This is a genomic window from Mixta sp. BE291, from assembly GCF_031457955.1.
In the GTDB taxonomy this organism is placed as follows: Bacteria; Pseudomonadota; Gammaproteobacteria; order Enterobacterales; family Enterobacteriaceae; genus Mixta.
Genome location: NZ_JAVDXN010000005.1, coordinates 289504 through 315871 on the forward strand (window position 1 = coordinate 289504; position 26368 = coordinate 315871).

Sequence of the window (26368 nt, forward strand, 5' to 3'; positions counted from 1 at the left end):
GCCTTAGGTAATTAAGTCCGGCTGATTTTATGAGATAATCCCGGTCAATATCACTTTGTATACATTGGCGACCACTCGCACAGGGATTAACCCATGATGAGGTTTCCTCTCATCAGAGGTTAGCTCCAAAATCGAGAGAATCCGATTGTTTTATTAGAAAAAGAGAACGCATTTACATGGCTAAATCACCAACCAAGAAAGCTGGAAAAGGCTTCGAAGAAACACTTTGGGATACCGCCAACCAGCTGCGTGGCAGCGTGGAATCCTCCGAGTACAAGCACGTAGTTTTGAGCCTGGTATTCCTGAAATTTATCAGCGACAAGTTTGAAGCCAAGCGTAACCAGCTGATTGACAACGGCCAGGAAGCTTTTGTCGATATGGACGTTTTCTATCAGCAGGATAACGTCTTCTTCCTGCCACCAGAAGCCCGCTGGTCTTATGTCAAAACCCGTGCGAAGCAAGATGACATCGCGGTGATCGTTGACACGGCTCTTTCCACCATAGAGAAGTGCAATACGTCGCTGACGGGTGCCTTGCCTGATAACTACTTCTCCCGTCAGGGATTAGAGGTGAAAAGGCTCGCTTCTCTAATTGATACCATTGAGAACATTGACACCCTCGCCAACGAATGCGATCTGACTGAAGAAGATCTGGTAGGCCGCGTTTACGAATATTTCCTTGGCAAGTTTGCCGCCAGCGAAGGTAAAGGTGGTGGAGAGTTCTATACCCCGAAAGCAGTAGTGACCCTGCTTGCTGAAATGCTCGAACCCTATCAAGGCAAGATCTATGATCCTTGCTGTGGCTCAGGCGGCATGTTTGTGCAGTCGCTAAAATTTGTTGAAAGCCATCAAGGTAAGAGTAAGGACATCGCTATTTACGGCCAGGAGTTGACCAGCACCACTTATAAGCTGGCCAAAATGAACCTGGCTGTGCGCGGACTTTCCGGCAATCTGGGAGAGCGCCCGGCTGATACCTTTTTTGCCGATCAGCACCCAGATCTCAAGGCCGATTTCATCATGGCTAATCCACCTTTTAACCTGAAGGACTGGCGCAACGAGGCGGAGCTCACCAACGATCCGCGCTTTGCAGGTTTTCGCACTCCTCCTACCGGCAACGCTAACTATGCCTGGATCCTGCACATGCTCTCCAAGCTGAGCGAAGACGGCACCGCGGGCTTTGTGCTGGCCAATGGCTCGATGAGCTCTAATAGCAGCGGTGAAGGCGAGATCCGTCAAAAGCTGATAGAAGATGACCGTATCGAATGCATGATTGCCCTGCCGGGGCAGCTGTTTTTTACCACCCAGATCCCCGTTTGCCTGTGGTTTATCAGCAAAAGCAAACAAGCCAATCCTCAATATGGCTACCGCGATCGTCGTGGTGAGACTCTGTTTATCGATGCCCGTAATCTTGGCACTATGGTGAGCCGTACCCAAAAAGAGCTGACTAAAGAGGATATTGCCACCATAGCCGACACTTTCCACGCCTGGCGCATTAGCGAAAGCGAACTCAAGCGCCGCATTGAGGCTAAAGAGATCGGTGTCGAGCAATATCAGGATCAGGCTGGTTTCTGCAAAGTCGCGACTCTTGATGATATGAAGGCCAACGACTTTGTGCTGACTCCTGGCCGCTATGTGGGCGCTGCAGATGTTGAAGATGATGGCATCGCCTTTGAAACCAAGATGCAGGAGCTGACCCAAACTCTTTATCGACAATTGGATGAAGCAGCCGTGCTGGATCGAGCTATACGCCAAAATATGGAGGAGCTTGGGTATGGAGAGTAATAATTCTAGATTTTTAGGCGAATATAGCTGGGATACCGTTTGCTTAAAAGAGATATCTCTTAAGATTGGTTCTGGTTCAACTCCTCGCGGGGGAGAGTCTGCTTATATTCCAGAACGTAAAAAATTTGCATTTATCAGAAGTCAGAATGTCTACGATTTCAAATTTGACGTAAGTGGCTTGAGGTTTATATCAGATGAGGACGCTAATAAACTAAAAGGGGTACATCTTCAGAAAGATGACGTGCTAATAAATATCACAGGTGATGGTGTAACATTCTCACGTTGCTGCTTAGTTCCTGAAGAAATTTTGCCCGCAGCTGTTAATCAACATGTTGCAATAATTAGATTAGATAAGAGTAAATGCTTGCCTGGATATCTAATGGCCTACTTATGCTTACCTGAAACCAAAGCATACATTGAAAGTTTCAATGCAGGAGGCAGTAGAAGAGCGATTACAAAAGGACATATAGAAAGCTTCGAGATCTCCTTGCCACCGATGCTTATTCAGGAACATATATCCAGAGTCACGCTTGGTTTATTGGCAAAGCAAAGTATTAATACTCAAATCAACCAAACTCTAGAGCAAATGGCACAAGCGCTCTTTAAATCATGGTTCGTGGATTTTGACCCCGTAGTCGATAACGCGTTGGATGCAGGCTTTTTCGAGCAGGATTTAGAGTTCTCTGATGAGTTGCTGCGCCGTGCTGAGGCCCGTAAAGCTGCGCGCGAAAATGCAGACTTCAAACCTTTATCGGAGGATATCCGCCAGCTATTCCCCGCAGCTTTTGAGGAGGGTGTCGAGCCTTCAGTAGGAATTAATGGTTGGATACCGAAGGGGTGGTTTATTGCCCCATTAGATAATATTGCCAATTTCCAGAATGGACTGGCTTTACAAAAATTTAGACCAGATAGTGACGAAGATGAATATCTTCCTGTTCTTAAAATTGCGCAGCTTCGCCAAGGGTATTGCGACAATAACGAAAGAGCCAGAATCGACTTAAAGGAGTCATGCCGAGTATACAATGGCGACATGATTTTTTCTTGGTCAGGAACATTGATGACAGATATTTGGACTGGTGGTAATGCGGCTTTAAATCAGCATTTATACAAGGTCACTTCAAGTAAATATCCGTTATCATTTTATTTTCACTGGACAAATCATCATTTGGTTAGGTTTCAACATATTGCAGCAGCAAAAGCAGTTACGATGGGACATATCAAAAAGGGTGACCTCAGTGATTCATTCTGCGTTGTGCCAAAAAATCAAACGTTGGCTTATTTTGACAGTATTGCTGGGGCTTACCTAGAGCAGGCAAAAAATGTTCGATTGCAATGCAATACATTAGTTAAGCTCCGTGACTGCCTACTACCCAAACTGATTTCCGGAGAGCTGTGTCTTGAGGAACTCGAGGCCAAACTTACTTCAGAGAGCGTGGTATAACTCATTAAAGGGGGGACGTGCTAGCACTTTCTCCTCTATAGCTATTTCCTTTAACGACCCGAACTAGAATAAGAAGCCATTGCTATGAGCCATATTTTCACGGAAGCGAAGCTGGAACAGGCCATTATCTCCCTACTGGGACAGCACTCAAATGCGGAAGGCCAACCCTGTTACCCTCATTTTGTCGGTAGTAATGTGCCACGCAAAGAGAGAAGTGAGGTGCTGATTACGGATGACCTGCGCCAGTATCTGGCCAACCAGTATCAGGCTGAGGGGATCACGGAAGGGGAGATTTCTCACATCCTCCATCAGCTGCAGACGCTTCCTGCCAGCGATCTCTATCAGAGCAATAAAACCTTTTGCCACTGGCTCAGCAACGGCTTTTTACTTAAGCGTGAAGATCGTAATAAGAAAGACCTCTATATCGAGCTGATGGATACCAGCACCTTGTCAGAGCAGTTAGTCAGCTTGTTTACAGGACATGGCGAAGAGATGGCCGAGGTGGGTAATAATATCTACCGGTTGGTTAATCAACTGGATATAGAAGGCCAGACTCGTGACGGCGGACTGCAACTGCGTATCCCCGATGGCATCTTGTATGTGAACGGCCTGCCGCTGGTAGTCTTCGAGTTTAAATCGGCGGTACGTGAAGAAGAGGCTACCACTTATGACGCTTGGCGCCAACTTTGTGTGCGCTACAAGCGCGATATTCCTAAGCTTTTCGTCTATAACGCGCTGTGTATTCTCAGTGACGGGGTGAACAATAAGCTAGGTAATCTGTTTGCTCCATACGAGTTTTACTACGCCTGGCGCAAGGTGAACGGTAACGAGTCCACAGAGCAAGATGGTATCAACGGCCTCTACACTCTGATCCAAGGGTTATTTCATCCGATCCGTCTGCTGGACGTGTTGAAGAACTTTGTCTTCTTCCCGGACACCAGTAAACAGGAAGTGAAGATTTGCTGTCGCTATCCGCAGTATTACGCCGCCCGTAAGCTTTACTACAACATTAAAAAAGAGCGCAAGCAGATAACGGCCAGCGGAGAGAATATTGGTGGCACCGGTAAAGGGGGAACCTATTTTGGTGCTACTGGCTGCGGCAAGAGCTACACCATGCAGTTTCTTGCACGGCTGTTGATGAAAAGCGTCGATTTTGCCAGTCCGACCATTGTTCTCATTACCGACCGCACCGATCTTGATGAACAGCTCGCGAAGCAATTCTGCAATGCCACCGCTTTTATCGGCGATGCGGTGATTGAACCGGTCACCAGCCGTCAGGATTTGCGAGACAAGCTGGCCGGATGCGCTAGCGGCGGAGTTTTCCTCACAACCATCCATAAGTTTACTGAAGATATCCAACTGCTCTCCCATCGCAGCAATATCATCTGTATTTCTGACGAAGCCCACCGAAGCCAGATCAACCTCGACCTGAAGGTCAGTATCGATGCTGAAAGCGGAACGGTGAAAAAGACCTACGGCTTTGCTAAGTATCTACAAGACTCCCTGCCTAACGCTACCTATGTTGGCTTTACCGGCACCCCTATCGACGCCACCCTGGATGTATTTGGCCCCACCATCGATAGTTACACTATGACCGAGTCGGTTAACGATGAAATCACGGTGCGGATTGTCTACGAAGGGCGAGCTGCCAAAGTGGTGCTTGATAACAGTAAGCTGGAAGAGATCGAGCAGTATTATCAAGAATGCGAAAAACTAGGTGCCAGTGAACACCAGATTGAAGAGAGCAAGAAAACCACGGCCAATATGAATTCCATCTTGGGCGATCCGGATCGCATCGAGGCATTGGCCAAGGATTTCGCCCAGCATTACGAAAAACGGGTGACAGAAGGCTCGACTATCAAAGGCAAGGCGATGTTTGTCTGCGCCAGCCGCGAGATTGCCTACGATTTCTATAAGAGACTGAAACGTCAGCGCCCCAAGTGGTTCGAGGCAAAACAGGCTATTGATGGTGTCACCCTTACTGAGCAAGAGAAAAAAGAGTTGATGAGTCTTCCTCTCGTCAACATGGTTATGACTCGTGGCCAGGATGATGATGAGGCTATGTACAACTTGCTCGGTACTAAGGAGTACCGCCGTGAGCTCGACAAACAGTTCAAGAACCCTAAGTCCAACTTCAAAATTGCGATTGTGGTGGACATGTGGCTAACCGGTTTTGACGTGCCCGAACTTGATACCATTTACATCGATAAGCCACTGCAAAAGCATAATCTGATCCAAACTATCTCGCGGGTAAACCGCCGCTTTGAGGGCAAAGAGAAGGGGCTTGTGGTCGATTACATTGGCATAAAAAGTCGAATGAATATGGCGTTAGCTATGTATTCGAAAGCTGATAAATCCAACTTTGAAGATATACAGCAGTCACTTATCGAGGTGCGTAATCACCTGCATCTGCTTGCTCAGGTGTTCCATACTTTCGACAACCGCGATTACTTCTCCGGCGCACCGGCCTTACAGTTGGAATGTCTCAACCGAGCTGCCGAGTTCGTGCTGCAGACCAAGAAGATTGAGCTGCGCTTTATGGGATTGGTGAAACGCCTGAAAGCCGCCTATGACGTTTGCGTGGGTAGTGAAGAGATCACTCAGGATGAGCGTGAGCGAATTCATTTCTATCTGGCCGTGCGTTCTATCGTCTACAAGCTTACAAAGGGCGATGCGCCGGACACCGCGCAGATGAACCAGAAAGTGCGTGAGATGATTGCCGAGGCACTCAAGGCTGAAGGAGTAGAGGAGATCTTCACCTTAGGCGAAGATAAAGCTGAGACCATCGATATCTTTGACGACGAGTACATGGCTCGTATCGGCAAGATCAAGTTGCCCAACACCCGGATGCAACTACTGCAAAAAATGTTGGCAAAAGCCATCAGCGATTTTCAAAAGGTGAACCAACTTCAGGGGATCAACTTCTCCAAACGTTTCCAGGCATTGGTTGATCAGTACAATCAGCGCAAAGAGAACGACGTGCTCAACGGTGAAGAGTTCGACACGTTCACCCAACAGATGGCTGACATGATCTACGACATTAAGACCGAGATGATGTCATTTGCCGATATTGGCATCGATATGGAAGAAAAGGCATTTCTCGATATCCTGGCGCATATGTGCGAGAAGTACGATTTCACCTATGACGAGGATAAAATGTTGGAGTTGGCCAAAGAGATGAAGGTGATTGTCGATGACAGTGCCCAGTACCCCGACTGGAGCAATCGCGACGACATCAAGGCTAAACTTAAAGTAGATCTTATCCTGCTGCTACACCGCTATGGCTTCCCTCCGGTAGCCAACGATGAGGTCTACAAGAGCGTGCTGGAGCAGGCGGAAAACTTTAAAAAGTACTTGCATAGCTGATTTATCAAATGGAGGGAGCGAGCCCTGTCCCCCTGAAATACTCAGCTATTTGAACCCACGTACTGAGCTTTATGCTACCGCTCGAAGTCATTTCGGTGACGCGGGTTTGCCAGTAAAATGACATTAAAGTATTTAAATTTTCCTTCAGTTGCAGTGGCTGTGGTCTACCAGATTTTGGGAACGTACCATTCCTCGAAAAGAACTGATTGTTGTAATCTTAACGCCGGAAGACATGCGTCATTTTGTGGAAAGATCGTAGGTTATATAGAGTTGTCTTTTGTAGGGAATCTGGACAAATGTCAACTCCACTTCAGGGACTTTCAGTGGGAACGCATTCAGAACTGTGGCAAGAACCCCCTTTGTGTTAGTGAAAAATCCAACATATTGCGCCTTGATAATCATTCCACATCAAGGAGATGAATGCTGACACTTAAAATGATAGTTTATTTATGTAAAGTACCAAATTCGACTTTTCCCATTTAAGATAGATTGCATTTCTGTGTGTGAGGTTTACAAGGAAAGACGGTCAACATGCATCGTACTATTTCTGAGTTTTATCGCATTCCCCCTTTACTTATTCGGGCGCTAAAAAGCGGAGTCTTCTCCGTGGTGGAGCTTCATCTCAGCAGGGGATTACCGAAAGATTCACAAGATTCTCTGGGAAATAGCCCATTGATGATTGCGGCCCAGAATGGGCATTTCGCTATTTGCGAAATGTTGTTGCGCGCGGGTGTCGATGTTGAACATCAAAACAACCTCGGGCTCTGTGCCAGTGACCTCGCACAGGAGCAAATGCTGCGTGATCTGTTGGCCCGTTATCGGCAATCTCATCCGCCTGCCGAGCAGCAACCAGCAAGAGGGCCAGTCGATGATGCCATAGTTGAGGTTGAAGTCGAAGCCGATGTTGAAACAGAACCTCCCGAAACCGAAGCCGCAATGGATTTCATGCTGTGGGACGCTGAAGTCGAATCGGAACCCGCCGAAGATAATCTGGCATTACGACACGCTTCCGCTGAGGTTCAGCAATTATTATCCCGCTATCGCCCGAAAGATGACGCTGCTGAGTGGAGCGATATCGAACTCACGCTTCCTGACCCGCCGACGCCAGTTTCCCACTCTTCACAAAATTATCCTCATCTCTCAACGTTGCTCGCTGACGCACTCAATGCCGGTCGTGTCTCTGTGCGTGGCATCCGGTTTGCCGGGGAAGAGGATTTCGGTATGTCGTGGCCTGAACTAGGGGTCAGCGTAGAGGCATTGATCAAAGACTTACCTCTGATTGTGGATGGCGATGATGCTTTCCCGGAAAGTGAGGCCTATGAGGCATTAACGGCGAGTGAAGATCTCGAGCCCTGGTTTGACGCTTTCGGTGCATTGTGGCAGTCCGGCATCTTTGAACGTTATCTTGTGGATATTCGCCAATGGGATGTCGTGGATAAAACAAAGGAAGAACGACTCGGGCAGCGCATGGATACGGCGCTTATCAATTTGTTGACTATCCTGGCGGAATTACCCGAAGCAGAATATCTTCAGTTGCTGCATCCGAATCGATTTCCGGTGCCAGCGCCTGAGATTTCTGAAGAGGAAGACGACGCTGAAGAAGCGGATGAGGAGATGTATTCCGCATCCGATGACGAAGACGCCATCAGCTTTAACGATCTGCTCTTTCTGCTGAGAAGTGGAAAAGCAGAAGAGTACCAGGATAATCATATTCCCCGTCCGGATTACGCTGACCTGCAACTGATAGTCGAGCGCGCTCGAACGCTCATTCCTGATGAATGCCATAAAATGAGTCTGTATGTCAGTAGCTACAGAGAGGCATGGGAGGGGTTAATCCACGCCAATTTGCGGTTGGTAGTCGCGATTGCGAAAAAATACAGCGGGCGAGGATTAGATGTCGAGGACCTGATCCAGGAAGGCAATCTGGGCTTGATCAAGGCCGTTGAAAAATTCGACTATCGGCGCGGATTTAAATTCTCAACCTATGCCTCTTGGTGGATCCGTCAGAAGATTACCCGTGCGATTGCCGATCAGGCACAACTCATCCGTTTACCCGTTCACTTCTATGAGCAATTTAGACGTTGGCAGAGCAGTCGGGATCAGTTTCTGCATCGCCAGGGGATAACGCCCACACTCAGACTGTTGCAGGAAATGACCGACCTGCCAGAGCGTCAGCTTCTTCGGATGGCTAAATATGAAGAACAGACGGCGCTGATTGGCGATTTTCATGATGACGCCCATGACCGCAAAGTGGCGTTGCCGGGGGATGCGCTGCTGACTAAAAGGGATTTTACCAGTGCCCCTGTTCAATCTCTGGAGCTAAGAGAGCGCATTTCATCGGTTCTGGATACCCTGCTGCCACGCGAAACACAGATTATAAAAATGCGTTTTGGCATCGGCATGACGCAAGATTTCACGTTGGAAGAGGTAGGTAAACAGTTTGATGTCACGCGAGAAAGGATACGTCAGATAGAAGCCAAAGCGCTCCGTAAGCTCCGTCATCATAGCCGGGCGTCAGAATTAGGCGGCTTCGTTGAGCAGTGGGAAACCGCGTTGAGTGAGATGCAGGAAGAAGAAGAATGACGACCATGCGCCATGCGCCACCGAATGCAGCAATTATGATCGAAGCTCTGCGAGGGCTCGGTTACAACACCGCCACCGCACTGGCTGACATCATCGACAACAGTATTAGTGCCGGTGCCCGTAAGGTCGAGCTGACCTTTTGCTGGCGTGAGGCGGATAGCTATATCGTGGTTCGGGATAATGGCTGCGGCATGTCGGCCGCTGAACTGGATGTTGCAATGCGACTGGGTGTCAAAAACCCGCTGACAAAGCGTCCAGGACACGATCTGGGCCGCTTCGGTCTTGGACTCAAAACCGCCTCCTTTTCGCAATGCCGCCGCCTGACGGTCTCTTCCAAAAAAGAGGGGGTAACGACCATCCTACGGTGGGATCTGGACATTCTCGCCGCAAGTACGGACGACGGTTGGTATTTGCTTGAAGGTGCTGACCCAGGGAGTGAGGAGGCGTTAGCAAATGCAGAACCTGACTCCCACGGTACGGTGGTGCTGTGGGATGTTTTAGACCGAATCGTCACCCCCAGCTACGGTGAGAAAGATTTCCTCAATCTGATGGATGGCGTTGAACAACATCTGGGGATGGTATTTCACCGATTCCTTGAGGGGAGCTCACCCCGACTCACTCTCACCCTCAATGGTCGCAACATTAAAGCCTGGGATCCCTTTCTCAGCGGGCATCCTTCCAAGCCCTGGCATTCGCCTGCGGCAATGGCGCCAGGCGCCCCTGCCGTGAAGGTGGAGTGCCATGTTCTGCCGCATCAGGATCACCTGACGACGCAGGAGTATCAACAGGCTCAAGGACCGGCAGGCTGGACTGCTCAGCAAGGATTCTATGTATACCGGAATGAGCGATTGCTGGTGGCGGGCAACTGGCTTGGACTCGGTAGTCCGCGGGCCTGGACGAAAGATGAAACCCACCGCCTTGCGCGGATCCGTCTGGATATCCCTAATGATGCCGACATAGACTGGAAGATTGATATTCGTAAATCGATGGCGCGCCCGCCGGTTTCGCTGCGTCCTTGGTTAACCCAACTGGCGCAATCAACACGCGATCGTGCGGTACGGACATTTGCAAAACGCGGGAAAATGAATAAGCGCAAGCCAGGTGAAGAACTCATTCATCTCTGGCAGGCGCAAAAGACGTCATCAGGTGTTCGTTACCAGATTTCATTACAACATCCTGTTATCAGCAATGTTCTTTCGCAGGCCGGTGAATTATCTCCGCAAATTCAGGCCATGCTAAGACTGATTGAGGAAACCGTTCCGGTTCAGCAAATCTGGCTTGATACGGCTGAGACAAAAGAGACGCCGCGGACAGGCTTTCAAACCGCACCGCCCGCAGAGGTGTTATCCGTATTGCAGGTCATGTACCAGACCATGGTTGGACAGCAGGCGATGTCACCGGCACTGGCGAAACAGCATCTGCAAAATATGGAACCCTTCGATAATTATCCCGAATTAATTGCACAACTCCTCGACGATCAACAAGAGAAATCGCTATGAGTCTGAGCCCCTTGGATGACACGCAACTGAGTGTATTGCAGATTGTGCAAACGTTCCTGCAAGGCCAGGATAAAAGCACGATTACCCCTGGTATTCTGCGTCAACATATTGACATGGTTTGTCAGATGAAACCGGAGTGGAACCACCTTGATAACCGGGAGATTCTGGTCGAAGAGTTGATCCGCCGTTATAGCATCTGGATGGGCGAAGATACTTCTCTGAGTAATGACGAAGGACATCAACCCTGGCTGACAGCTGACGCAAAACGCGAATGGCGCTACTGGCATCGATACCGTCAGTGGCTTGGCAAAACGATGCCCTGGGGAGTCCTAGATACCCTTGACCGTTCAACGGATCGTGTTCTGGGATTACTTGAGCAACCGGGACGAGAAGGGCGCTGGGATCGGCGTGGTCTGGTAGTCGGCCATGTTCAGTCCGGGAAAACCGGCCACTATACCGGGCTAATCTGTAAAGCCGCGGATGCAGGATATAAGATAATCATTGTGCTTGCTGGTTTGCATAATAACCTCCGCTCGCAGACCCAAATGCGTCTTGATGAAGGATTTCTTGGCTATGAGACGAGTCCACTCAGAGAAAAAGTGACCATCATTGGGGTGGGCGATATTGATAGCGATCCCGTCATTCGTCCCAATTACGTCACCAACCGATCTGAAAAGGGCGACTTCAGTGCCGGAGTGGCTAAGAATCTGGGGATCAGCCCCGAGCAACGCCCCTGGCTGTTTGTGGTAAAGAAAAATAAATCTATTTTAAAGCGCCTGCATACCTGGATTGAAAACCATGTTGCCACTAGCGTTGATCCCGTCACCGGAAAGCGTTTTGTTTCGGAATTACCGCTGCTGATGATTGATGATGAAGCTGATAACGCCTCCGTTGACACGGGGGAAATCGTTTACGATGGCGATGGAAAACCGGATGCTGAACATCAGCCAACGGCAATCAATAGTCTGATTCGTAAGTTGTTGATGCAGTTCAGCCGTAAGGCATATGTCGGCTATACCGCCACGCCCTTTGCCAATATCTTTATTCACGAGAGCAATGAAACGCGTGATGAAGGTCCGGATTTGTTCCCTTCAGCCTTTATCATTAACCTCGGCGCACCTTCAAATTACATCGGCCCTGCGAGGGTATTTGGTCGGGCAACCGCGGAAGGCCGGACTGGTGAACTTCCTTTGATCAGGCGGGTGAGCGATCATTGTAGCGATGATGGAAAAAGAGGATGGATGCCAGTTTCTCATAAGAGCTCGCACCATCCCACGCTTGATACGCTAACCCATTTCCCTGACTCGTTAAAAAACGCCATTGATAGCTTTTTGCTGGCGTGCTGCGTCCGAGAATTACGCGGTCAGGGAGATAAACACAGTTCGATGCTTGTCCATGTGACCCGCTTCAATAACGTGCAATCGATCGTTTATGAGCATATTAATGCCTACATTCAGGATTTGAGACAGCGGTTGACGCGAAAGATTGGACATGAGCTTTTTTTACATCAGCTTGAATCACTCTGGCAGGCCGACTTTTTGCCGACTTGTCAGACGATTCGCGACGTTATGCCGCAGCAGGTTCCAGACGTCTACTTCGTGTGGCAGGAGATCGTTGACAAGCTGTATAACGTGATAGAAAACGTGTCGGTACGAATGATAAATGGAACGGCGAAGGATGCGCTTGATTATTCAGACAGTGCGACAGGTTTAAAAGTTATTGCGATTGGCGGAGACAAGCTGGCTCGAGGGTTAACGCTTGAGGGATTATGCACCAGTTATTTCTTACGCGCCTCCCGCATGTATGACACGTTAATGCAGATGGGGCGCTGGTTTGGCTACCGCCAGGGATATCTGGACGTATGTCGGCTGTATACCACCGATGAGCTGATTGAATGGTTTGAGCACATTGCGGATGCATCGGAAGAGCTGAGAGAAGAGTTTGACAATATGATCGCCAGCGGCGGAACTCCGCGTGATTTCGGGCTAAAAGTGAAATCACACCCCGTGTTAATGGTGACATCACCCTTAAAAATGCGTAGTGCGCGCTCACTGTGGCTGTCTTTCAGTGGCTCGGTGGTCGAAACGATTTCGTTGTTTAGAGAGCCAGAGTACCACAAGCATAACTACTCGGCCTTCCAGCGTCTGACCGGACGTATCGGTTCTGGCGTGCCTATCCCTGAGAGACGACGCGGAGAGAAGATTGAAAAATGGAATGGAGTCATCTGGCAAAATGTCTCTCCCGAGCCGATCATTGATTTCTTAACGGAATATGAGACCCACGCACAGGCCAGAAAAGCCAACAGCAAACTGCTGGCGGATTTCATTACACGGATGAATCGTGTTGATGAACTCACCCAGTGGACAGTGGCGGTGATAGGAGGGGGGGGCGATCGTCATCACGCTGTATGTGGCTTCCCCGTCCCGCTTATGATGCGTAAAGCGTCTGAGGGAGTCACTGATCGCTATTCCATTGGCCGTTTACTTTCTCCACGCGATGAAGGGATAGACTGCGATGAATCGACTTGGCTTGCCGCGCTGGAAGAAACGCAGCGTATTTTTCATGCCGATCCCGGACGTAATGAAGGGCGAGAGAAGCCCGTCATTCCTGGTGGCGTAGTACTGCGTCGGATCAAAGGATTTGGCATAAACGACATCCCGGCACAGCGTCAAAAAGGGCTACTGCTCATTTACTTACTGGACCCGCAACAGGCATTGTCGGCAACGGAATATAAGGATGATGCCTTGCCAGTGGTGGCTTTTGGTATCAGTTTTCCGGGAAGTCGCAGTGGGGTAACGGTGGAGTACAAAGTTAACAACGTATTGTGGGAGCAAGATTATGGTGCGGCTGAGTAAAGATGATCTACTGGCAGCCTGGAAAGCCTTAGATCGCTTTCAGGTAGACGAACAGCCCGGAGCCCAGGGCTGGCGCGGAATTCGGCTTTATACGCATCAGGGCTGTAGCTTTCATGCCGGGCGTCGTCAGCCTGATAATGAAGAAATGCTGATTGCCGTGTTTCCTCATCCTCTTTCGTTGGGGGCGACGGCGCTGCCGTCCTGTAAAGGATTTCGCGTTGAGATGACCGGAACAGAGGAAGGGCGGCAGAACGGTTTGATGATCCGTCGCCAGCAAACGGGGAATGTGGATGTCTTTACGACGATGATTCTGGATATTCTCCATTCGCTCCTGAATGTTTCTGAACAGCGTCTGTTTGAAACCCTGCTCCGTCGGATTCGTTTATGGCAGACGTTTATGGAGCGCGATACCCGTCCACTCAGTCACGAAGAAGAAGTGGGATTAATCGGGGAATTGACGTGTCTGGAACGGTTGATCGAGAGCGGTCTTGCGTCGCCAACGGCAGTCGAAGCATGGGTAGGACCACAGCATGGCCTACAGGATTTTGAACTCGATGAACGTGCCATTGAGGTAAAAAGCACCACAGCAGAGCAGGGTTTTTGCGTAACCATCCACTCTCTTGAACAACTGGACTGGCAGCGGCCTGGCTCGCTCATGTTGTGCGGTTTGCGCTTCAGCGAGCATCCCACCGGCGCGACCCTGAATGACATTATTAACCGTCTTCGTCAGAGGTTTGAGGGAAACGCTCAGGCGGCTTGTCTTTTTGAGGGATCGCTTTGTCATGTCGGATATTACACTGAACATGCTGAATTCTATACACGTCATTTCTTGCTGACAGAGGCGTTCGCGCTCCCCATTGAAGCGGATTTTCCCTCTTTGACGCATGCCAATGTCCCGTTGCCGGTGGTGAGTGCGTTCTATCAACTCGAACTCCAGACACTTATTCCTCAGGCTCAAAATTTTAACCATTGCTTGTCAGACTTTGCAGGATTACCGCATGGAACTTATTGATTTTTTACGTCAAACGCAGAATGAGATTCGTAAGGAATATCAGGACCAGATGACTCAGCCTGGGGTAGAGTCGCCTTTTCAGGAGCTGATTTTTACCAATACTGTTATGCGTCATATGGCCGATATCGGCATGACATTCGACGATGCCGAGACGTGTCACTTTATGGCTAAAGTCAGTGGACACAATGTGCGTCTCAGCGGTTATGCCTTCTCAGAAGATGGCGATCAACTTGACCTTTTTGTCAGCATTTATCACGGTAGCGACGAGCTTTGTCACGTCCCGGATGCTGAGACAAAAGCGATTGCCGGCCACTGCATTCAATTTTTGCAGAAGTGCGTTGACGGTAAATTATCTTCCACGCTGGATCAGTCCAATGATGCCTGGCAACTGGTGACGACCATCGAACAGTCCTATACGGAACTGGAGCAAATCAGAGTTTATGTACTGACCGATGGTCAGGTGAAAACCCGCTGGTACCAGTCCCGCGACGTGGCCGGTAAAACCATTAAATTAGAGGTTATGGACATTGTCCGCCTGTTTAACCATTGGCAGGAAGGTAAGCCACGCGACGAACTGCAGGTTAATTTTGATGAGGTGGCGGGGGGCGCACTCCCCTGTGTATGGATCCCGGATGAAATGGGTGAATATGATTATGCACTGACGGTGGTTCCGGGCGAGACGCTGCGATTTATCTATGAAAAATATGGCAACCGGATTCTGGAAGCGAACGTTCGCTCATTTCTGAGCCAGACGGGGAAAGTCAACAAGGGGATTCGCGACACCTTACGTGAGCAGCCTGAGCGTTTTATGGCTTATAATAACGGTATTGTGATTGTTGCCGATCAGGTCAGACTTGGCGAAGCGCCAGGAGGTGGCCCTGGTATTGCGTGGATGCAGGGAATGCAGATCGTCAACGGTGGGCAGACGACGGCTTCCATGTTTTTCACCAAAAAGAAATTCCCGGCAACCAATCTGCGTAACGTGCGTGTACCCGCAAAAGTCATTGTGCTGAAACAGACGAATAATGCACAAGAAGAGATGTTAATTGCGGATATTTCGCGCTTCTCGAATAGCCAGAATAAAGTCAATATTTCCGATTTGTCAGCCAATCGACCGGTACATGTACAGCTGGAAAAAATGGCAAACACGGTGTATTGCCCGGACGGATACAGTCGTTGGTTTTACGAGCGAGCGAACGGCAGTTATAAGGTTATGCTGGAACGAGAAGGTAAAACACCGGCTGGAATCAAACGGCTAAAAGACGCGATTCCTCCATCACGTCGGATAACGAAAACCGATTTCGCAAAATATCACTGTGCCTGGCTCCAGCGTCCGGATTTAGTCAGCCTCGGCGGACAGAAGAACTTTGCCGCATTAATGACGATGATCGACAAGGATACTGAGCGTTATGGGGATGAACTGAACATTGAAAGTTTTAAAAATTACATCGCGCAGGCCATTATTTATAAAAAAGCCTATAAGTTGATTAATTCACTTTTCCCCGCATTTAAAGCGAATATCGCCGCCTATACCGTGGCCGCGTATTCACATCTTTATGGCAACCAAACGGATCTGGCAGAGATCTGGCATCAACAGGGCATTGAGGAAACGATGGGGAATCGTCTTGTCAGCCTAGCCCATCGGGTGAATAGTCTTCTGACTGAATCCGCGAACGGCAGGATGATTTCGGAATGGGCGAAAAAGCCTGAATGCTGGGACTATGTGCGCAGCAAAATCTATTTCTCCGCGCAGGCAAAAACGGATGGCCTCCCGCATGTTTAAATTAAATACTGATTTCAGTATCAAAGCCTTACACGCATGTCGTGGTTGATCTCAGTGGTTGTTATGTCTGAGTGTGCCACTACATGACATTCGTTAACGTCTCCGCATAGTATGTCCAGAGTTACGTTGCTCTGGACAATTCAATTTTTTCCTCTAGTCACCTCCTTACCTCACTTTCCTTCCCACGGGAGCAACATCCCATCTTAATCAGCTTACGCAATAGGCGATGAAGAATGCGAAAATTTTCCCACAAGTCCCGGCGAATTGCCCCGATCCTCTTTAAGCTCAGGGGTATTAATCAACGGAGAGAAGGTCAGTGCCTTGCCGCTACTGCCATCAACGATCCAGCTAAAGGTAAGCATGAATTTATAGAGCGACTACCGTACGACAAGCGAAGGTGACATACTCATCCATTGCGCTGGTGAGTGCTTCGTTTTCAGCTTGCCGGTTGTTTATCCATACAATAATTTCTGGCTCTGATTTGAATTTTAAACTTTCAATCCAGTCGGTTAGATCATTTCCTAACATCAAATCGTACCAGCACAGCCAGACAAGTTTGAGGCGTATTTCTGTGCCACTAAATTGTTGAAACAGGCTGATTAGCTTCTTGGTTAATGAGTGTTGTTTCAAGCGAACACATTCAGAGAGTAAGACACCTTCAAGCATTGGATGGTGAACCAGCAGATGTTCCTGCATACTTAAACTAACATTATGGTCATCCAATGAAGGTGACGGTTTCTCCAGAAGTGGGCCAAAAATGATCTTGTGCAGACACTGTGGAACAACAGCATTAATAGGTTCCTTTTTGGGGAACTTTAAGCAACCTATCATAAGGTGATGCGAGAAATAAATGTTCTGGTGGCACATTCCTTGTCGAACGGCGAGCTTAGAAAAATCTGAATCGCCACGGGTAATTTAGACACTTCCGAGCCGTTGGTAATATTAATTTTCGTATTCCGTTGGTGGCATCTGATCACTCGAACCATGCCGACGCTTACTGTTATAAAACATTTCGATGTAATCAAAAATATCGCTGCGGGCTTCTTCCCGTGTTCCGTAGATCTTTTTCTTTATCCGCTCGCGTTTCAGTAACTGGAAAAAGCTTTCTGCAACCGCATTATCGTGGCAGTTACCGCGGCGGCTCATGCTGCCCTCCAGTCCGTGTGATTTCAGGAATGACTGCCACTCATGACTTGTATACTGACTGCCCTGATCCGAGTGAACCAGCACCTGTTTTTGGGGATTACGCCGCCATACAGCCATCAGCAATGCGTTCAGAACAATGTCCTTTGTCATCCGGGATTGCATTGACCAGCCAATAATTTTGCGTGAGAACAGATCAACAACCACGGCAAGATACAGCCAGCCTTCGTGGGTCCTGATGTAGGTTATGTCCGTTACCCAACGCTCATCCGGAGCATCCGGATTGAACTGTCGCTGGAGCCTGTTGGGCGACACGATACTGGCCTCGCCTTTACGTGCCCGCGGGCTTCGGTATCCGACCTGAGCCTTTATTCCGGCTCTTTTCATCAGTCGCCAGACTCTGTTAACTCCGCACTGTTGCCCGCTGTCCCGCAGATCCATATGGATCTTGCGATAACCATAGACGCACCCCGATTCCAGCCAGAACTGTTTAATTTGTCCTGTCAGTCTCAGGTCTGCCTGATAGCGTTGTGAATGCGGCTGCTGAAGCCAGGCGTAAAACCCACTGGGATGAACATCCAGCACCCGACAGAGCCGGCGAACAGGCCAGCAACAGGTGTTGTCACGGATAAAGGCGTACCTCAGTCGGACAGCTTTGCGAAGTACGCCGCGGCTTTTTTTAATATGTCCCGTTCGTCCGTAACCCGCTTTAGCTCTTTCTGGAGTCGGCGGATCTCGGCCAAAGCATCTGACTGTGCTTTATTAATGGAAGAATCCGGTCCGTACTTCTTTATCCAGGCATAAAGACTGTGGGTAGTGATATCGAGACGTGTTGCAACACTGGAAACAGAATAACCACGATCAACAACCTGTTTGACAGCTTCAATTTTAAACTCTTCGGGATAACGCTTACCACTCATAGGCACCTCTCTTTAAGCCATTTTAAATGACTCCGAGGTGTCTGTTAAACCTGTGGCGATTCATCTATCGCTACCGCTCCTCATCTCCAGGACGCCATTAACTATAGCTTACAGGTGGTTCTTGAGTTCAAGGTTAATTAACACTTTAAGCCCGCTTGGAGGGCAATCCTAGGCGTTACGCTACAACGCTGAAGGCGTAAAAGTATCGCGTCACCTGATTAACGGTACTGAGATAACTTAACTTGCGCCAATGGCTCATCTTGGATTCATCAATGACTTAACCCGCTTAACTGCGGATTTCTTGTATTGCATTGTAAAGATTTAATGATAAGATAATTCCGATTGCAATAAAAGGAAATATAAAATGAAGAAGATTTTGGTGGTGGCTTTAGGGGTTATGGTTTTATCTGGTTGTTCAATGCGTGTGGCTGACCTTACTGTAGGTAGCACTAAAAACTACAACATCAATGGAAACAAGTTCGTAACTGGACCGCGCGTTTCAGCTGAAGACTCTTATCCAGTCATTATCTTTCCTACTGGTTTCCCTAACATGAAGACCGCTATCGATCGAGCTATCGAAAAGGACAAATGTGCCGTAGGACTGAGCAACGTGGTAATTACTCAGCTCAACTATTCGTTTCTGTTCGGTAAAATTGGTGTTCGTGCAGAAGGTAACCTGATTATCGATCGTAGCCTGCCGGGATGTGAAAACCACATCTAATATCAAGCCACCTCTGGGTGGCTTTTTCTTTTGCCTTGCCCCCTAACCGTCTGACTCATTTTACCAGCAGCCGAAGTCCCAGAAAGGCCATTACTCCTCCGCTTAGCCTATTTATAAACTTACGATATTTAATGTAAGCCAGACGTGGCCCCTCGGTTGATAATAAGCATGCGACGACTGCATACCAGAGCACATCAATAACAAATGCCATTGTGGGCAGGATGATATACATAACAGGCTGAATATTTTTGCTAAGCGCTGCGGAAAAGATACTGGCAAATACCAGAGCGGTATGAGGATTGCTGATTTGTGTAAATACACCCGTTAAGAAAGCTTTTGTGGCGCTTACGTCCTCTGAAACAGCAGAATCATTAAACCGGTTTGAAGGATGACGAAACATGTTCAATGCCAGCCATAAAAGATAACAACCGCCAGCAATCTTCAGGCCGGTGTAAAGTGATGGAACCAACGTCAGCAGGGTGTGAAGACCCGCTAACGCTATGGCAGCAAAGACAAGCGCACCAAAACCCATACCTGCCGCCACTGATAATGCCGCCCGTCTCGAACTGGACATGGCCGTGCGGGCAACGAGAAGAAAGCTAACTCCCGGGCTCATTGCGCCAAACAGGATAGCTGCACCGATAGCAGAAAGAGCAATCAAATCACTTGTCATTCATCTTCTCCATTATTATGACGTGTCAGCCAGTTCCTCACTGCGCGGAGCACACCTTATAAACCGCTTTCAGTTAATAACATAACACGATGCCAACAACGTTCGCTTCTGGCACAGAGCAAACGTTGAGCCTGAACGGCATAATCTGCTGCAATCGGGCAGTGCGCTTGCGCGGCCCGCATACCATCTCATTCAGCGTCATGCCGACTGCTCTGCCTGTCTGATTTTCCTTCGCATACTCCGCTCATGGCGATGGCAAAATGCGCACTTTATGGTTTTTTATTGAACGATTGGCAGGGGTATTGTTAAGTTATTTTTATCCTTCCACATAAGGAAGCTATAACATGTTTATGAAAAATCTTCTCATTGCGTCGCTTTTTCTGGCAGGTTTATCCTCTTCAGCTAGCGTCCAGGCAAAAAACACGCGCTTGTCGGACGAGCAGGTCAAACAACAAATCATTGAAGAATCTATAGCATCCTATCCGGGCACCTGCGCATGCCCTTTTAATACGGCGAGAAATGGCAGCAGCTGCGGCAGACGAAGCGCCTGGAGCAAAGCGGGCGGTTACGCGCCAATCTGCTATAAAAAGGAAGTTACCAAAGAGATGATCGCGCAATGGCGACAAAGTAATAACGCAGAGTAACCCGCTCCGGCGGGTTTTTTTATGCCAACGGCATAAGCTTATCCAACCATGCAGACAGATATCAGAGATATACCGGTCGAAAGCATTATTAAAAGATTGACGCAAGGCAGATTCTAATCTGGTGAGATCAAGACACAGATCGCAGAAACAACAAAAGCGCCAAAAGGCGCTTTTGTTGTTTGGACAAACACACTACTAAATTCATGTATCTGACCGCATTCTGCATATGTATTATGTAAAAACAGGGAATAACATACACGTTCATTGCGTTAAACTTTACCAGTGGAGAAGGACTTTGCAACTACATAACCATCACGCGGTTGAAGCCTACATATCTAAGGCTCGCCTAAAGACATACCTTGCTCTAACAAACAATAGCACGCCTGGAGAATGTATCGGAGCCTATGTTTGGAGTAGTTGATCATATTTTTTATAGCGGTAGTTCAGCGCAGAGGCACCCCAAATCACCACAAAAATCACAACGGAAGCGTAGCCAACCACGCCCATATTTTCATTCAGCGCGCCAACGCTATCCCACAGCCCACCCCGCAGACCTAACTTATCCACCAACAGACCTAACGCTTCCAGGCCACCAATAAATAGCGCAATCACCACGCTGGTGGCGGTAATGGTCATATTGTAATAAAGCTTGCGCACCGGCTTATCAAAGGCCCAGCCGTATGCGCCGACCATGACAAAGTTATCCAGCGAATCGATCAATGCCATGCCGCTGGTAAACAGCACCGGAAAAATCAGCATACTCCAGACCGACATGCCTGAAGAGACGCCCGCAGTAGAAATGCCCAGCAGGCCGATCTCGGTAGCGGTATCAAACCCCAGACCAAACAAAAATCCCACCAGATACATCTGCCAGCTTTTGTTCACCAGCCTGAAGGTGGCGCGAAACAGACGGCTCATCATGCCGCCCGATAGCGCCTGTAGCGGATGCGCCTCGGTACAGGCTTTTTCACGCTTAACCCGCTGGAAGCGATGATACACATCGCGCAGAATCAGCGCGTTAAGCAGCGCCATTGCCAGTAAGAACAGCGCGGAAACCAGCGTGCCGATGGTGCTGCCCCAGGCATGCACCGCCTCGATTTTACTGCCAAACATCAGCGAGGTGGCGGCGATCGCGATGCAGGCCAGCACCACAATTGTCGAATGCCCCAGTGAGAAAAATGCGCCGACCGCCACCGGTTTTTGCCCCTGTTGCATCAGTTTACGCGTCACGTTATCGATAGCGGCGATATGGTCGGCATCTACCGCGTGACGCAGGCCATAGCTGTAGGCCAACAGTGCGGCGGCTATCAACGGCGCGCTATGGCGAAATATCACCAATGCCCAGCCCCAGGCCAGCAAGTTCATGAACAGCAGCGCGATAAGCAGCCAAAAAGCGCGGCGGTGGGTATGGAAAAAGCGAGGGTTAATCATGATGATTCCTGTCGTAAAGTTGAAATTCAGTCATTGCCGCCGGGCACAGGCGATCAGCGCCTGGCCCAGCGCCAGCCCGCCGTCGCCAGCCGGATACTGCAACGGCATCAGCACGCGCAGCGGAGAGAGGTAATGGAGTAGCCGCTGGCGCAGCAGACGGTTATGCAACACGCCACCGCCGAGTGCGACGGTATCGAGGCCATACCGCTCGGCGTGATAGCGGGCGAGGTCGGCAAAACCGCGCGCCAAAGCATCGTGAAAAGCCCAGGCGCGCGCCGCAGGCGCTGCCTGCCAGCCGAGCCATTGCTGCCAAAAGGTGGCTAAATCGAGCCGACTAATCGAGCCTGGGATTAACGGCAAGGTTACCGGATGTGCGATATCCGCTACTCGCTGGGCCAGCGCTTCCAGCCGACAGGCGGCTTCACCTTCAAAGCTGAGGCGATCGGGCGCACAGTCGAGCGCGGCGGCAACCGCATCGAACAGTCGTCCACATGAGGAGGCGAGCGGTGCGTTGATACCGGCCTCAATGGCTTTCGCCAGCGGCTGCCAGGGGCGTCCCCGGAGTAATCGCGCCTCCCGGCGCTGCTGCCAGTCCGGCACAAAAGCCAGCCACTGTGCCAGCAGGTTGCGCCAGGGTTCATGCGCGGCACGATCGCCGCCAGGTAACGCTACGGCGGGCAGGCCGCCCAGGCGTTGGCAATCGCGGTAATCGGCCTGCAGGCATTCACCGCCCCACAGCTCGCCGTTTTCACCATAGCCCAGGCCATCAAGCGCCAGCCCGATAACCTGACCGCCCGCCAGCGGCCATTGATGTTCCGCCAGGCAGGCGGCGATATGCGCATGATGATGCAGCACATCCACTGTCCGGGCCGCCGGAGGCAAACTCTGGCGATGCGTGACATAACCCGGATGCGCGTCGCGCACCAGGGTTACGGGGGTGCAGTCGTACAGCTGCTGAAAATGGCGGATGGCCTGCTGCTGCTGCCGGGCGATGTCGCTGTGGCTCAGCGAACCAAAATGGGCGCTGACGATCGCTTGCTCGCCGCGCACCAGACAAAAGGTATTTTTAAGGTCGCCGCCCAGCGCCAGCAGCGGCGCCTGCAGAGGGAAACCCGGCGGCAGCGGCAGCGCATCGGGCACGTAACCGCGTGCGCGCCGCAGCACCTCAGTGCCTTGCGGCGTCAGACGCACCAGCGAGTCATCGGCCCGCTGCACGATATCGCGGTTATGCAGGAGCCAGAGATCGGCAATTCCGTCGAGCTGTTGTAACGCGGCTTCGTTAGTGAGCACCGGCGCGCACTCCGCCGCGTTGCCGGAGGTCATCACCAGCGGAATGCCACAGGCGCGCATCAGCAGATGATGCAGCGGCGTAAAAGGCAGCATCAGCCCGACCTCGTCCAGATGCGGCGCGATGGCGGCGCACAGCGGCGAGTCAGCGCGTTGCGGCGCCAGCACAATCGGTGCGGCAGGAGAAAGTAACTGCGCCCGCAGAGCGGGATCGTCCGTGCTACAGCGTGCCAGCCAGCTGATATCCGGCAGCATCACGGCAAGCGGCTTCGTTGGCCGCGATTTACGCGCCCGCAGCCGCAGCACGGCGGTTTGCCGCGTTGCGTCACAGGCGAGGTGGAAACCGCCAAGCCCTTTCAGCGCCACAATCTTTCCGGCACGTAGCGCCGCTACCGCCAGCGCGATGGCCGCACTCTCCTGCGCCAGCGTAATGCCCGTTTGCCCGGCGGCGTAGAGGCGCGGCCCGCACTGCGGACAGCAAACCGGTTGAGCATGAAAGCGACGATCGCGCGGGTTATGATATTCCTGCTCACAGTGCGGGCAGAGGGCAAACGTCGCCATGCTGGTTAATGCACGGTCATACGGCATAGCGCGAATCAGCGTGAAGCGCGGGCCGCAGTGCGTACAGTTAGTAAAGGCGTAGCCGAAACGACGATCGCCAGGCCGCAGCATTTCCTCAAGGCAGGCAGGGCAGGTTGCCGCATCGGGCACGACCTGCGTCGTCATCAAACCCTGCTGGCTGGCGACGATGGTGAAACGCTGCGGCCGCTTTTGCCACTGAAAGTGGTGCACGCTGATATGGTCGATGCGCGCCAGCGGTGGGCAGTCACGGCGTAGCTGGCTGATAATGGCGTCAGGATCCACCGGCTGAAGCAGCTTGATCTCCACGCCCGCGCTGCTGTTGCATACCTCGCCGCGCAGCCCCAGTCGTTCAGCCAGCTGCCAGACAAAAGGCCGGAACCCCACGCCCTGAACTTTGCCGCTGATGCGAATTTCTAAACCAGACATAACCCTTCCTGTGCTAACGCCCCCCAGCGGAGGGCGTAAAGGGAACTCAAAGCGCAACGACCGGGATCGCATCCTCAACCGCGCTACGCAGACGCGCTTTCATGTCGCTGTAGGCCTGCTGTGCATAGCTTTCCGCCCAGCGTTGATCGGCGATGGCCTCCACTTTTACCGCGCAATATTTGGTTTCCGGCGTTTTTGACACCGGATCAAGATTTTCCTGCGTCAGTTCGTTACAGGCACCGATCCACCATTGGTAGGTCATATATACCGCGCCGATGTTAATCCGCTCGTTGAAATTGACGCGAGAAATCACCTTGCCGCGACGGGAAGCAACCCAAACCAGCTGTTGATCGCTTAGCCCTAATGCCTGTGCGTCCTGCGGATGCATCTGTACAAAGCCCGGCTCATCGGCCAGCGTTTGCAGTGCCGCGCAGTTGCCGGTCATTGAACGGCAGGAGTAGTGACCCACTTCGCGCACAGTGCAAAGCACCAGCGGATAGCTCTCGTCCGGCACTTCAGCCGGTGCGCGCCACGCAGCGGCAAATAGCTGCCCCTTGCCGGATGGGGTAGTGAAGTGATTGTCCTGGTAAAGATAGGGCGTACCGGCACTCTCCAGCGTGGTGCAGGGCCATTGGACATGCCCCAGCTCGCCCATTTTTTCGTAGGTGGCACCGTAAAACAGCGGGCACAGCGCGCGCATTTCGTCCCACACTTCCTGGTCACTGTTGTAGTGCATCGGATAACCCAGCTCGGTCGCCAGCAGGCTGATAATTTCCCAGTCGCGCCTGACGTTGCCCTGCGGTTCAATTGCCTTTTCGAAACGCTGAAATCCGCGGTCGGCACAGGAGAAAACGCCGCCATGCTCGCCCCATGAGGTGGCGGGCAGAATCACATCGGCCTGTTCGGCGGTTTTGGTCATAAAGATATCCTGCACCACTACAAAATCCAGCGCCTCGAAGCCTTTACGCACCAGACTTAAATCCGCCTCGGTCTGCAGCGGATCTTCGCCCATGATGTAATAGGCTTTCACCTTGCCCTCCAGCGCCAGATGCGGGATTTCAGTAATGCGATAACCTACTTCGGCATCCATCTTGTTGGCATCGATTCCCCAGGCATCGGCAAATTTGGCGCGCACCTGCGGATCGGTAACCGACTGATAGCCAGGGAACTCATTGGGCAGCACGCCCATGTCGCAGGCACCCTGCACATTGTTTTGCCCGCGTACCGGACCGACGCCAACGCCGGGACGGCCCAGGTTGCCGGTCAGCAGGGCCAGGCTGGCCAGCCCTTTCACCACGTCAACCGCCTGACCAAACTGCGTTACGCCCATGCCCCACATAATGGTGGCGGAAGGCGCGGCGGCGTAGATGCGCATCGCCTGGCGGATTTGCTGAGCGGAAACGCCGGTCTGTTCCGCCACCGCTTCCGGCGAATAAGCCGCGACCTGCTGACGATAGGCCGCAAACCCTTCGGTATATTTGGCGACATAGTCATGGTCGTAGAGATTTTCTTCGATCAACACATGCGCAAAGGCGTTAACCAGCGCCATATTGCAGCCGTTTTTAATTTGCAGATGGTGATCGGCAATGCGCGCGGTTTCGATGCGGCGCGGATCGCAGACGATCAGCTGCGCGCCTTTCTCTTTGGCTTTGATCACCCGACGCGCCACGATCGGATGGGAATCGGCGCAGTTGTAGCCGATCACCAGTAAACATTTCGAGTTTTCAATATCGCCGATGGAGTTGCTCATTGCGCCATTACCGAGCGTGGCCTGCAAGCCCGCTACGGAAGGGCCGTGGCAGACGCGGGCGCAGCAGTCGACGTTATTGGTGCCGATCACCGCTCTGGCGAATTTTTGCATCACGTAATTGGTTTCGTTGCCGGTACCGCGTGAAGAGCCGGTATGCATGATGGCACGTGGACCATACTGCTCTTTGATCGCTTGCAGACGCTGTGCAGTGTAGCTAATGGCTTCATCCCAACTCACCACTTCGAATTTGCCGCCTTTTTCACGGCGGATCATCGGCTGCGTCAGGCGCGGCGTCAGCAGTTTGGTATCATTAAGAAAATCCCAGCCGTAATAGCCTTTCAGGCACAGTTCGCCCTGGTTAGTGACGCCATTGGCGGCTTCGGCGCGGATGATTTTATTGTTTTCCACCACCAGGTTCATTTTGCATCCAGCTCCGCAGTACGGGCAGACAGTGGTTACTTTTTTCATGTT

16 protein-coding genes are annotated in these 26368 nt (G+C 51.0%); 10 read left to right on the forward strand and 6 right to left on the reverse strand.

The genetic code is table 11. From position 1 onward, the window contains the following. Positions 1-176 precede the first annotated feature (176 nt). From J2X14_RS13905 to mzaE, 8 genes are all read left to right on the forward strand, one after another. Positions 177-1781: a type I restriction-modification system subunit M gene (locus tag J2X14_RS13905; protein ID WP_058960842.1), complete on the forward strand. Its 1605-nt coding sequence runs from the start codon at positions 177-179 to the stop codon at positions 1779-1781. Further along, complete coding sequence (locus tag J2X14_RS13910; RefSeq protein ID WP_352411780.1) at positions 1771-3222, forward strand: restriction endonuclease subunit S; 1452 nt, start codon at positions 1771-1773, stop codon at positions 3220-3222. Before J2X14_RS13905 ends, J2X14_RS13910 begins: the two co-directional genes overlap by 11 nt. Positions 3223-3306: 84 nt before the next feature. Further along, positions 3307-6588 (forward strand): type I restriction endonuclease subunit R, encoded by a 3282-nt coding sequence (locus J2X14_RS13915; protein ID WP_352411781.1) that lies wholly within the window; start codon positions 3307-3309, stop codon positions 6586-6588. A 531-nt stretch (positions 6589-7119) separates the two neighbouring features. Further along, the gene (gene mzaA, locus J2X14_RS13920; protein ID WP_352411782.1) at positions 7120-9171 is read left to right on the forward strand and encodes an MZA anti-phage system associated sigma-70 family RNA polymerase sigma factor MzaA; all 2052 of its coding nucleotides are present in this window, start codon (positions 7120-7122) and stop codon (positions 9169-9171) included. Next, the gene (gene mzaB / locus J2X14_RS13925) at positions 9168-10670 is read left to right on the forward strand and encodes an MZA anti-phage system associated ATPase MzaB (RefSeq protein WP_352411783.1); all 1503 of its coding nucleotides are present in this window, start codon (positions 9168-9170) and stop codon (positions 10668-10670) included. Before mzaA ends, mzaB begins: the two co-directional genes overlap by 4 nt. After that, on the forward strand, positions 10667-13525 hold the full coding sequence (mzaC, locus tag J2X14_RS13930) for an MZA anti-phage system associated Z1 domain-containing protein MzaC (protein ID WP_352411784.1): 2859 nt from the start codon (positions 10667-10669) through the stop codon (positions 13523-13525). The genes mzaB and mzaC overlap by 4 nt, the downstream gene beginning before the upstream one ends. Then, positions 13509-14537: an MZA anti-phage system associated PD-(D/E)XK motif protein MzaD gene (gene mzaD / locus J2X14_RS13935; protein ID WP_352411785.1), complete on the forward strand. Its 1029-nt coding sequence runs from the start codon at positions 13509-13511 to the stop codon at positions 14535-14537. The genes mzaC and mzaD overlap by 17 nt, the downstream gene beginning before the upstream one ends. Continuing rightward, positions 14524-16320 (forward strand): MZA anti-phage system associated AIPR family protein MzaE, encoded by a 1797-nt coding sequence (mzaE, locus tag J2X14_RS13940; protein ID WP_058960836.1) that lies wholly within the window; start codon positions 14524-14526, stop codon positions 16318-16320. Before mzaD ends, mzaE begins: the two co-directional genes overlap by 14 nt. Positions 16321-16686: 366 nt before the next feature. On the opposite strand, the gene J2X14_RS13945 is transcribed toward mzaE, so the two are convergent. Continuing rightward, positions 16687-17235 carry a hypothetical protein gene (locus J2X14_RS13945; RefSeq protein WP_352411887.1) on the reverse strand — a complete coding sequence of 183 codons (549 nt, stop codon included), beginning with the start codon at positions 17233-17235 and terminating at the stop codon, positions 16687-16689. Between the two features lie 27 nt (positions 17236-17262). Continuing rightward, positions 17263-18383, reverse strand: a protein-coding gene (locus J2X14_RS13950; RefSeq protein ID WP_352411786.1) for an IS3 family transposase whose coding sequence is annotated in 2 segments (ribosomal slippage) — positions 17263-18146 and positions 18146-18383 — 1122 coding nt in all. Because the reading frame shifts where the segments join, the coding sequence is not laid out codon by codon here. A 364-nt stretch (positions 18384-18747) separates the two neighbouring features. Between J2X14_RS13950 and J2X14_RS13955 the strand changes: the two genes are divergently transcribed. Further along, positions 18748-19104: a putative periplasmic lipoprotein gene (locus J2X14_RS13955; RefSeq protein WP_352411787.1), complete on the forward strand. Its 357-nt coding sequence runs from the start codon at positions 18748-18750 to the stop codon at positions 19102-19104. Between the two features lie 55 nt (positions 19105-19159). Here J2X14_RS13955 and J2X14_RS13960 read toward each other — a convergent pair whose 3' ends face one another. Further along, positions 19160-19777, reverse strand: coding sequence for a LysE family translocator (locus J2X14_RS13960; RefSeq protein ID WP_352411788.1), 618 nt, complete (start codon positions 19775-19777; stop codon positions 19160-19162). Between the two features lie 350 nt (positions 19778-20127). On the opposite strand from J2X14_RS13960, the gene J2X14_RS13965 reads away from it, so the two are divergent. Continuing rightward, the gene (locus J2X14_RS13965) at positions 20128-20421 is read left to right on the forward strand and encodes a hypothetical protein (RefSeq protein WP_502890015.1); all 294 of its coding nucleotides are present in this window, start codon (positions 20128-20130) and stop codon (positions 20419-20421) included. Positions 20422-20823: 402 nt separating this feature from the next. Here the strand turns inward: J2X14_RS13965 and J2X14_RS13970 are convergent, their stop codons facing one another. The 3 genes from J2X14_RS13970 to fdhF are packed head-to-tail and all read right to left on the reverse strand — an operon-like array spanning position 20824 to position 26365. Further along, positions 20824-21852, reverse strand: coding sequence for a HoxN/HupN/NixA family nickel/cobalt transporter (locus tag J2X14_RS13970; RefSeq protein WP_352411790.1), 1029 nt, complete (start codon positions 21850-21852; stop codon positions 20824-20826). 30 nt (positions 21853-21882) lie between these two features. After that, positions 21883-24147, reverse strand: a complete 2265-nt coding sequence (gene hypF, locus J2X14_RS13975) for a carbamoyltransferase HypF (protein WP_352411791.1) — start codon at positions 24145-24147, stop codon at positions 21883-21885. Between the two features lie 46 nt (positions 24148-24193). Beyond that, complete coding sequence (gene fdhF / locus J2X14_RS13980; protein WP_352411792.1) at positions 24194-26365, reverse strand: formate dehydrogenase subunit alpha; 2172 nt, start codon at positions 26363-26365, stop codon at positions 24194-24196. Positions 26366-26368 lie beyond the last annotated feature (3 nt).